Below are 1,217 nucleotides of genomic sequence, written 5' to 3'. Positions count from 1 at the left end.
TCGGCTCGGAGTTCACCTGCGACATGAGCAGCGCGCAGTCCGCCGCCGTCAGCCGGTCGAACCTGGCCCCGGCGCCCTTGGGCAGCAGCTTCCTGATCTCCACGTGGTTCTTCTCGCACGCGCCCTTCTGCTGGCTCTGCCGGGGGTCGCAGTAGAAGAGCCTGGTCTCGCCGTCCCGCTCGCCGATCAGCGCCGCGATGGCGTCCTCGTCGGCGAACTCGCTCCCGTTGTCGGTGAGCACGGCGCCGAAGGCGCGCCTCGCGCCGTCCTCGCCGAGGACCCCGCGCAGGGAGGAGAGCGCCGCCAGGACAGAGGCGCACGTGCCGTCCGGCAGCGGCAGGGCCAGCTGGAAGCGGCTCGGGCGGTGCAGGAGCGTGAGGAGCCTGGCGGAGTCGCCCCTGGGGCCCTCGACGGTGTCCATCTCCCAGGCCGCGGCGCAGGCGTCCTCGCCGAGCGCGAGGAACGACGCGTGCGACCTGCGCGACGAGTGGGACGTCGCCCTTCTCGGGGCCCGGCGCGACCTCGGCCTGTAGCCGACCTTGCGCCTGAGCTCCATGTTCGTCATGCCGTCGTAGCCGGCGTCCACCCACCTGTAGACGGTGGAGGCGCTGAGCCCGGGGGTCGTCGCCGCTATCTGCTGCGGGGAGAGCCCGCGCGCGAGCCCGTCCCTGATGGCCGCGAGCTTGGCGGCGGCGCCCTCCTCGGTCTCGTCGATCCCGGACCTGCTCGCCGAGAGCTCGGCGTCGGCCGCCTCCTGCGCCCTCCTTGCGCTGTAGAACACCCTGGGCCTCCTCGAGCAGCCGTAGCCCCTCCTGTGCGAGCAGCCGTTGCAGCACCTCGGCCACGCGGAGAGCCTGGGGCAGGCCCCCGACAGGTCCGCGGGCGCGGGCTCGCCGTAGCGCGAGCGCGGCGCGGTGACGTAGCGGTGCGCCGCCACCTCCCTGGTCACGGTCGAGGGCGACCTGCCGAGCTCCGCGGCGATCTCGCGGGCGCTGCGGTTGCGGTCGAGCATCCTCTCGACCGTGTTCCTCTCGTGCCTCGTGAGCCTCCCGTACGACCTTCCGGACGGCTTCGGTCTGGACATGCCGGCCTCCCTCCATCGCGGGCCGGGGGATTCCGGCCCCTCTGGGGTTGCCTACCCGGATTCGCGCCTCAGGACTCAGCGCAACGCGTTGCGCTGAGTCCTGAGGCTGTTGCAATGAAAATGAGAATCAAGG

Annotated in this window: 1 protein-coding gene; it reads right to left on the bottom strand. The window is 72.2% G+C overall.

Features of this window, described 5'->3' with window-relative positions; all coding sequences use genetic code 11:
* Positions 1–1,084: IS30 family transposase (locus ABCN01_RS09505; RefSeq protein WP_342997063.1), on the bottom strand; the 1,084-nt coding region annotated here is incomplete at its 3' end.
* Between the last annotated feature and the right edge of the window lie 133 nt (positions 1,085–1,217).

It is taken from the genome of Collinsella aerofaciens (genome assembly GCF_039062365.1).
In the GTDB taxonomy this organism is placed as follows: Bacteria; Actinomycetota; Coriobacteriia; order Coriobacteriales; family Coriobacteriaceae; genus Collinsella.
This window is presented reverse-complemented; position numbering and strand designations above follow the sequence as displayed.